Below are 8,329 nucleotides of genomic sequence, written 5' to 3'. Positions count from 1 at the left end.
TAGCTTCTAGCTTCTAGCTTCTAGCTTCTAGCTTCTAGCTTCTAGCTTCTAGCTTAACTTAAGCTAGAGCGCCAAGTTCAAGCAGTACTTCTTCAGCCCATACAATCCATGCTTCACGGATAAGTAGGTTACGACGAAGTGTTAGACGCTCAAGGCGTGCTTGCTTGTCTAGTGTCGATGGCGTTGCGTAGTAAGCTGCTTCGATTTCTTTGTAGTGAGAAACCAGTTTGCGAGACTCTTCTACTAGCTCAGCAAGTTGTACACGGTAAGCGTCAGAAGGTTGTACAGCACAAGCCATTAGCTTAGCTGAGAACTCGTCACGAACGGTTGGGTGTGCAGTTGGTTGTTCAAACCATTCACCTAGCGCGCCACGGCCAGCATCAGTGATAGAGTAAACTTTACGATCAGGTTTGCCTTCTTGAGGCTCAAGCACGCAAGTTACCTGGTCGTTCTGAGCCATTTTATTTAGCTCGCGGTAAACTTGTTGATGGCTAGCTTTCCAGAAGTAACCAATGCTTGCGGAGAATTCTTTTGTGATATCGTAACCAGTAGCATCGCGTGTACTTAAAACGGTTAGAATTACGTGTGGTAATGACATGTCTGAAATCCAAATGGTAAACAGTAAACAAATACTTAAACAACAAGTGTGCTTCTAATGGCACGTTATATTGGTTATGTCTAAGTAGCACCAACTCATCGGTTGGTTATGTCACCTTACAAAGCCGTTTATCACCTAGGTTGACCAGTTTATTGGTCAAATTGCTGCAGATTATTTTTTTGGAGTGTTTCCGCAGCGGAGCAGTAGTATATCTAAATAATAAGCATAAAGTAGAATACATGGACAAAATAACCCAAAAAACTGACAAAATACTCATTAGTGGTTATCTTGCAAAATAAAAAGGTCGCGTGTGGCGACCTTTTGTTCTTTTTTTAGATATAAATGCTGATCGGGTTATAGTAGGAATCACTAATTAACCAGTGTTTCGCATACCTGCTGCAATACCTGCAATCGTCACCATTAGCGCTTCTTCGAGCTCTGCTGGTGGTGTTTCACACTTACGAGTACGGTAAAGCAGTTCTGCTTGAAGCATGTTTAGTGGCTCAACGTAGATGTTACGTAGGCGAATTGACTCAAGCCCCCAAGGGTCGCTTTGCATCAAGTTCTCGTTATTTTCTACATTCAGTACCGCTTTGATGTCTTTTTGTAGCTGTTCACGCAGTAACTCACCCAGAGGTAATAGCTCTTCGTCAACAAGACGCTGGTCGTAGTACTTCGCAATTTCCATGTTGCACTTCGAGTAAACCATTTCCAACATACCCAGACGAGTTGAGAAGAATGGCCATTCACGACACATCTCTTCAAGTAGCGCTTGATGGCCTTGGTCAACTGAGTATTGAATCGCTTCACCAGCACCTAACCATGCAGGAAGTACCAAACGGTTTTGACTCCAAGAGAAGATCCATGGAATTGCACGAAGGCTTTCTACGCCGCCATTCGGGTTACGCTTCGCAGGGCGAGAACCAAGAGGCAGTTTACCTAGCTCCAGCTCAGGCGTCGCTTGACGGAAGTAAGGTACGAATTTCTCTTCACCACGAACCACGTTACGGTAAGCCTCACAAGAGACCTGAGACAGCACTTCCATTAGGTCGCGCCACTCTTGTTTAGGCTCTGGTGGTGGCAGAAGGTTCGCTTCTAGAATCGCACTTGCGTATAGGTTGAAGCTGTTTACGGCAACATCTGGCAAGCCCAGCTTAAAGCGGATCATTTCGCCTTGCTCAGTTACACGTAAGCCGCCTTTCAAGCTCTTAGGTGGCTGAGAGAGAAGGGCTGCGTGCGCCGGAGCTCCACCACGACCAACCGTACCGCCACGACCGTGGAATAGAGTCAGTTCAATGCCTTCTTCGTCGCAAACCTTAACCAGCTTGTCCATCGCGTCGTATTGAGCCCAACCTGCAGACATTACGCCAGCATCTTTCGCTGAGTCAGAGTATCCAATCATCACCATTTGATGGTTTTGGATAAAGCCACGGTACAAATCGATGCTCATTAGCTGCTTCATTACCGCTTCTGAGTTGTTCAAGTCATCTAGCGTTTCGAATAGCGGACATACGTCCATGCGGTATGGGCAACCACACTCTTGCAGCAGCAAGTGAACAGCCAGTACATCCGATGCAGTGCGAGCCATAGAAATCACGTAAGCACCGAAGGCTTCACGAGGTTGAGCAGCAATGACCTTACAGGTGTCCAAAACCTCTTTAACCTGTTCAGATGGCTCCCAATCACGAGGAAGTAGTGGGCGTTTTGAGCTTAATTCATTGGTTAAGAAAGCGATCTTGTCTTGCTCGCTCCACTGGTCGTAGTCGCCAATGCCTAGGTAGCGAGTCAGTTCAGACAACACATCTGAGTGACGTGTACTTTCTTGACGAACATCGAGACGCACTAGGTGTACACCGAATGCTTTTAGGCGGCGCAGGGTATCAAGTAGAGAACCGTCTGCGATTACGCCCATGCCACATTCGTGCAGCGATTGGTAGCACGCGTACAGCGGTGTCCAAAGTTGGTCGATGTTCTGCAGTGTTTCTTTCTTCGGTACTTCAGCATCATGCAGTTTCGCATCAAGCACTTCTAACGTGTTGTTCAGCAGAGTACGTAGGCTTTTTAGGATTGCACGGTAAGCTTCGTGCTCATCACCCGCTAGTTCACGAACGGCATCATTACACTTAGTCATCGACAGTTCGGTAATCAGCTCGTTTACGTCACCTAGGTAAAGGTCAGCGGCTTTCCAGCGAGATAGGCGCAGTACTTCTTTGGTGATGGTGTGCGTTACGAATGGGTTACCATCGCGGTCGCCGCCCATCCAAGATGAGAAGTGTACCGGGCGCGCATCAATTGGCAGGCCTTCACCAAGGTAGCCTTTTAGTCGGCCATCCATTTCACGTAGGAAATCTGGCACAGCTTCCCAAAGTGAGTTTTCAACAACCGCAAAGCCCCATTTCGCTTCATCAAGTGGCGTAGGGCGTTGCTGACGAATCACATCTGAGTGCCAACCTTGAGCGATAAGTTGCTCTAGGCGACGTTCTGTTTTCACGCGCTCTTTGTGTGATAGGTCGCTTAATTCTAATTTAGACAGACACTCGTTGATCTTAACGAGCTTGTTGATCATGGTGCGACGAGTGATTTCTGTTGGGTGTGCAGTCAGAACGAGTTCAATGTTCAGGTCGCGAACGGCTTGAGCCGCATCTAGCTTGCTGATGTCATTCTGGTTTAATTTGGAAAATAGAGATTGCAGCACGTCTGGTTCACAAACATGCTCCTCACAGTGGCGAGAGATGGTGTGGTACTGCTCTGCCATGTTGGTGAGGTTGAGAAATTGGTTAAATGCACGAGCAACAGGAGTGAGTTGTTCGTTCGGCAGGTTTTTGATTTCTTCAACTAGGCTGTCACGGTCAGCTTTGTTGCCTGCGCGGGCGGATTTGGAAAGTTTACGGATAGTCTCCACTTTCTCTAAGATAACGTCACCATGTGCATCTTGGATTGTGTTACCTAGCAAGCGTCCCAGCATGCTTACGTTACTCTTGAGAGCGGCGTATTTCTCGTTCATTGTCATCCTGCCTCGTAAAAAAATTACATCCATTGTTCCTTGTTAAGTACACAATCTAGCGAAAAGTGCTGTATCTAGTCAAATAAAGCATTCTAAGTTTGCAATTATTAGTTTTCGAAATGCGGGAGAAGTAAATTTTCCAATAGTTCGGAATTAAAGTGAAATTTAATTACAAGATCAGGCTGTGTCAGGGATGGCAGAATAAAAGCCACCTTTTCGGGTGGCTTTTATACGAAAATATTGGAAGAAAAGTAATAACTAGAAACAATATTTACGGATCGATTTACTCAGAACATCAATCGTTGGATCGATAAAATCGAAGCTTAGGAACTCATCTGGTTGGTGAGCTTGGTCGATTGAGCCCGGACCCAGAACTAAGGTTGGGCAAAGTTCTTGAAGGAAAGGCGCTTCAGTACAGTAGTTCACGGTTTGCGATTCAATCTCACAAACGGATTCCATGCCACCGATAAATGGATGGTCGTGTTGGCACTCGTAACCTGGGATAGGTTCATGCAGAGGTGTAATCTCAATTCTGCCCGGCCATTTTGCTTCCACTTCCTTAAGTGCGCTGCGCAGCATGTTATCCAAGCCATCTAGGCTGATACCTGGTAAAGGACGCACATCATAGTGCAGCTCACAACAACCACAGATACGGTTGGCACTGTCGCCACCGTGAATATGGCCAAGGTTTAGCGTTGGGTTTGGAATTGCGAAACCCGGGTGGTGATATTCTTTGACTAGCTTGTCACGCAGCTGCATTAAAGCGAACAACACTTCATGCATGATCTCGATGGCGTTGACACCTAATGCAGGATCAGAAGAGTGACCTGATTTACCCGTTACTCGCACTGCATTGGCAACATGGCCTTTATGACCACGAATCGGCACTAGGCTAGTTGGCTCACCAATGATGCAGTAATCCGGTTTAAACGGTGCATTTTCAGTGAAATGACGCGCACCTAACATGGTGGTCTCTTCGTCACAGGTTGCCAATACATATAGCGGCTTGGTCTGTTTGCTCCAATCCATCTTCTTTGCCGCTTCATAAACGAAAGCGAAAAAGCCTTTCATATCGGCCGTGCCTAACCCATAGAAGCGATTGTTGTGTTCTGTTAGTGCGTGAGGGTCGAAGTTCCAACGTCCTTCATCGAATGGCACTGTGTCGCTGTGTCCTGCGAGTAGCAAGCCACCTTCGCCCGATCCCATCTTAGCGACCATATTATGCTTGCCGGGCTCGACTTCCACGACTTCAACGCTAAAGCCTACGTCTTTAAACCATTGAGCCATTTTTTCGATCACTTTCTCGTTGCCATGATCCCAGCTTGGATCGGTCGAGCTAATAGAGTCTGTGGAAATTAGGCCTTTGTAGACCTCAAGAAAACTCGGTAATTGCATAATAACTTCACTTCTACTATTGACAGGAAAACCATAAGTCGGTAAAACACATATTAAATCATATTTAATGCATAAGAAATCAAATAAAGCTAAAAATTAAGTATGAATAGTCAAATTTGAAATGTAACTTACCTCAGGAATGGATGTGTTGAGATGTTGAAAACCACGATCATTGGCGCAAGCGGCTACACAGGAGCAGAACTGGCTCTAATGATAAACAGACACCCTGAGCTCACGCTATCAGGTTTATATGTCTCAGCCAATAGTGTAGACGCAGGTAAACCTATTGCAGCACTGCACGGTAAGTTAGCTGGCTTGATTGATATGCCAGTACAACCTTTAACAAATCCGGAAGAAGTAGCTAAACAGTCTGATGTGATTTTCTTAGCAACGGCACACGAAGTCAGTCACGACCTAGCGCCAATCTTTCTAGAGAACGATTGCCAAGTCTTCGACCTATCGGGTGCATTCAGAGTTAAAGGCGAAAACTTCTATCAAGAGTTTTACGGTTTTGAACATCAACACGAACAATGGCTAGACAAAGCGGCTTACGGTTTAGCGGAATGGAACGAACAAGAAATTAAAGAAGCTCAGCTTGTCGCGGTAGCGGGTTGTTACCCAACGGCATCACAACTGGCGATTAAGCCTTTGGTTGAAGCCAAGTTACTGGATGAAAACCAATGGCCAGTGATTAACGCAACTAGTGGTGTGACTGGTGCGGGCCGCAAGGCGACGATGGTTAACAGCTTCTGCGAAGTGAGCCTGCAAGCTTATGGTGTATTCAATCACCGTCATCAACCTGAAATGGCCGCACATTTAGGATGTGATGTAATTTTCACTCCGCACCTCGGCAACTTTAAGCGCGGTATTTTGGCGACCATCACCATGAAATTGGCTGAAGGCGTGACAGAACAACAGATACAAGATGCCTTCGAGCAAGCTTACCAAGGTAAACCTGCGGTGAGATTACTCGAAGAGACATTGCCAAGAATTCAAGATGTAGAACAGACGCCTTTCTGCGACTTAGGTTGGAAGGTTCAAGGTCAGCACATCATCGTTGTTTCAGCGATTGATAACTTATTAAAAGGTGCATCTAGCCAAGCGATGCAGTGTTTAAATTTACGTTATGGTTTTGCACCATTAACTGCGCTAGTGTAAGGGAATCTAGATATGAGCCTTAATAATCAACCATTAATCATAAAGTTAGGTGGCGCTGCGCTATCTTGTGGTGAAACACTTAGCAAGTTATTTGGTGCGATCTCTGCTTACCAACAACAGGCACAACGACCAATCGTGATTGTTCACGGCGGCGGTTACCTTGTTGATGATTTGATGAATAAGTTGAACCTCGAAACCGTTAAGAAAGAAGGGCTACGTGTTACTCCTTATGACCAGATCCCTGTGATCGCTGGTGCATTAGCGGGCACAGCCAACAAACTACTTCAAGGTCAGGCAATTAAAGACGGTATCAATGCCGTTGGTTTGAGCCTTGCAGACGGTGGTTTATGCAAAGTGAGTGAACTAAACCCTGAACTGGGCGCGGTAGGAAAAGCGGAGCCGGGCGACTCAACCGTTCTGCAAGCGATTCTTAATGCGGGCGCACTGCCAATCATCAGCTCAATTGGTCTAACTGAACAAGGCCAACTGATGAACGTCAATGCCGACCAAGCTGCGGTTGCGGTTGCAGGCGCGCTTGATGCTGAACTGGTACTGCTTTCTGATGTAAGTGGTGTGTTGGATGGCAAAGGCCACCTCATCCCAAGCCTTAATCAACAACAAGCTGATGACCTTATTACAGGTAAAGTGATTACTGACGGCATGATCGTTAAGGTTCAAGCTGCACTAGAAGCCGCTAACGGCCTTGGACGACCAATCGAAGTTGCCACTTGGCGATACCCAGAAAAGCTAACACAACTGTTTTCAGGTAAAAGCATAGGAACACAGTTTTTACCTCAGTAGGTCTCACAACGAGTCACTACTTAAAGAATTTAGACAAATTAAATAAACATATAATTATGAAGTCATTTCCAACGCTGACCGCCATGTGCAGTATGGAAACTAGGAGAAAGAAAATGAGCAAAGTTAACGTAAAGAAAGTTGTAGTAGCCTACTCTGGCGGTCTAGACACATCAGTAATCATTCCATGGTTGAAAGAGAACTATGACTGTGAAGTGGTTGCATTTGTTGCGGATGTTGGTCAAGGCGACGAAGAGTTGATTGGTATCGAAGAGAAAGCAAAAGCTTCTGGTGCATCTGAGTGTTACATCGCAGACCTTAAAGAAGAGATGGTTGCTGACTACATCTACCCAACGCTGAAAACGGGCGCTTACTACGAAGGTAAATACCTACTAGGTACGTCGATGGCGCGTCCAATCATTGCGAAAGCACAGGTTGAAGTCGCACGTAAAGTAGGTGCAGACGCACTGTGTCACGGCTGTACAGGTAAAGGTAACGACCAAGTTCGTTTTGAAGGCGCATTTGCTGCACTAGCACCAGACCTACACGTAATTGCACCATGGCGTGAATGGGATCTAGTGAGTCGCGAAGAGTGTCTAGATTACCTAGCAGAGCGTAACATCCCTTGTACGGCTTCTCTTACTAAGATTTACTCGCGTGATGCAAACGCATGGCACATCTCAACAGAAGGCGGCGTTCTTGAAAACACATGGAATGCACCTAACGAAGATTGCTGGGCTTGGACTGTAGACCCTGAGCAAGCGCCAAACGAATCTGAAACAGTGACACTTAAAGTTGAAAAAGGCGAAGTGGTTGCGGTTGATGGCGAAACAATGACGCCATACAACGCACTGGTTTACCTAAACGAGAAGGGTGCTAAGCACGGTGTTGGTCGTATCGATATCGTAGAGAACCGTCTTGTTGGCATGAAGTCTCGTGGTTGTTACGAAACTCCGGGTGGCACAATCATGATGGAAGCACTGCGTGCAGTAGAGCAACTAGTTCTTGATAAAGCGGCATTCGAATTCCGTGAAGAGCTAGGTGTTAAGGCTTCTCACCTTGTATACGATGGTCGTTGGTTCACTCCACTATGTAAGTCAATCCTTGCCGCGACAGAAGAGCTAGCACAAGACGTGAATGGTGAAGTGGTTATCAAACTTTACAAAGGCCATGCAACGGTGACTCAGAAGCGTTCTGACAACAGCCTGTACTCAGAAGAGTTTGCAACCTTTGGTGAAGATGAAGTTTACGACCAAAGCCACGCTGAAGGCTTCATCCGCCTTTACTCGCTGTCAAGCCGTATCCGTGCTCTGAATAGCCAAAAGTAATCCTAACAATGAGTTAGTGAGCTAGCCTTTAGCGAAAGGTTGAAGGTC

General features: G+C 46.2%; 6 protein-coding genes. 3 read left to right on the top strand and 3 right to left on the bottom strand.

Going from position 1 to position 8,329, the window contains the following annotated elements; translation table 11 throughout:
• Nucleotides 1-58: 58 nt before the first annotated feature.
• The 3 genes from AB6E85_RS22820 to argE form a co-directional block, all read right to left on the bottom strand.
• Nucleotides 59-598: a PadR family transcriptional regulator gene (locus tag AB6E85_RS22820; protein ID WP_010435321.1), complete on the bottom strand. Its 540-nt coding sequence runs from the start codon at nucleotides 596-598 to the stop codon at nucleotides 59-61.
• 373 nt (nucleotides 599-971) lie between these two features.
• Nucleotides 972-3,608, bottom strand: coding sequence for a phosphoenolpyruvate carboxylase (gene ppc / locus AB6E85_RS22815; RefSeq protein WP_017063683.1), 2,637 nt, complete (start codon nucleotides 3,606-3,608; stop codon nucleotides 972-974).
• 252 nt (nucleotides 3,609-3,860) lie between these two features.
• Nucleotides 3,861-4,997: an acetylornithine deacetylase gene (gene argE, locus AB6E85_RS22810; protein WP_372144347.1), complete on the bottom strand. Its 1,137-nt coding sequence runs from the start codon at nucleotides 4,995-4,997 to the stop codon at nucleotides 3,861-3,863.
• Nucleotides 4,998-5,150: 153 nt separating this feature from the next.
• Here argE and argC point away from each other — a divergent pair, with 153 nt between their 5' ends.
• The 3 genes from argC (at nucleotide 5,151) to AB6E85_RS22795 (ending at nucleotide 8,281) form a co-directional block, all read left to right on the top strand.
• Nucleotides 5,151-6,155 carry an N-acetyl-gamma-glutamyl-phosphate reductase gene (gene argC / locus AB6E85_RS22805; RefSeq protein WP_017063685.1) on the top strand — a complete coding sequence of 335 codons (1,005 nt, stop codon included), beginning with the start codon at nucleotides 5,151-5,153 and terminating at the stop codon, nucleotides 6,153-6,155.
• Nucleotides 6,156-6,167: 12 nt separating this feature from the next.
• Nucleotides 6,168-6,956: an acetylglutamate kinase gene (gene argB / locus AB6E85_RS22800; protein ID WP_139685153.1), complete on the top strand. Its 789-nt coding sequence runs from the start codon at nucleotides 6,168-6,170 to the stop codon at nucleotides 6,954-6,956.
• 113 nt (nucleotides 6,957-7,069) lie between these two features.
• Nucleotides 7,070-8,281, top strand: a complete 1,212-nt coding sequence (locus AB6E85_RS22795) for an argininosuccinate synthase (RefSeq protein ID WP_017061137.1) — start codon at nucleotides 7,070-7,072, stop codon at nucleotides 8,279-8,281.
• Nucleotides 8,282-8,329: the final 48 nt, after the last annotated feature.

Source organism: Vibrio sp. 10N.247.311.51 (assembly GCF_041467855.1).
Classification (GTDB): Bacteria; Pseudomonadota; Gammaproteobacteria; order Enterobacterales; family Vibrionaceae; genus Vibrio; species Vibrio coralliirubri.
This window is presented reverse-complemented; position numbering and strand designations above follow the sequence as displayed.

Bases quoted from the DNA above. Each gene is read 5' to 3' on its own strand.
- AB6E85_RS22820 (WP_010435321.1), bottom strand. From the start codon at position 598: ATGTCATTACCACACGTAATTCTAACCGTTTTAAGTACACGCGATGCT.
- ppc (WP_017063683.1), bottom strand. From the start codon at position 3,608: ATGACAATGAACGAGAAATACGCCGCTCTCAAGAGTAACGTAAGCATG.
- argE (WP_372144347.1), bottom strand. From the start codon at position 4,997: ATGCAATTACCGAGTTTTCTTGAGGTCTACAAAGGCCTAATTTCCACA.
- argC (WP_017063685.1), top strand. From the start codon at position 5,151: ATGTTGAAAACCACGATCATTGGCGCAAGCGGCTACACAGGAGCAGAA.
- argB (WP_139685153.1), top strand. From the start codon at position 6,168: ATGAGCCTTAATAATCAACCATTAATCATAAAGTTAGGTGGCGCTGCG.
- AB6E85_RS22795 (WP_017061137.1), top strand. From the start codon at position 7,070: ATGAGCAAAGTTAACGTAAAGAAAGTTGTAGTAGCCTACTCTGGCGGT.